Consider the following 235-nt stretch of genomic DNA (forward strand, 5'->3'; position numbering starts at 1 on the left):
ACTCACATTTTCAAAGCTCCGCCCCAATTTCGCTTAAGGTATATCCCATCAACATAGACATAGGGATACTCTTTCCCACTCAATTGACGATTTCGCCAGGTTTCAATGTTCACGTATGCTTTTTTGTTCAACTCACTGATAGTTCCAGGGGATACCTTGCTGCCCCATAGCGCTTCGGTTATATCCTCCACCCGCCTCACCGACACCCCGGCCAGGTACATTTCCATCAGCGCTT

1 pseudogene is annotated in these 235 nt (G+C 48.1%); it reads right to left on the minus strand.

Going from position 1 to position 235, the window contains the following annotated elements:
• Nucleotides 1-17 precede the first annotated feature (17 nt).
• Nucleotides 18-235 (minus strand): annotated as a pseudogene (locus TPRIMZ1_RS18485) (transposase); the annotation flags it as partial.

The sequence above is a fragment of the Treponema primitia ZAS-1 genome (assembly GCF_000297095.1).
In the GTDB taxonomy this organism is placed as follows: domain Bacteria; phylum Spirochaetota; class Spirochaetia; order Treponematales; family Breznakiellaceae; genus Termitinema; species Termitinema primitia_A.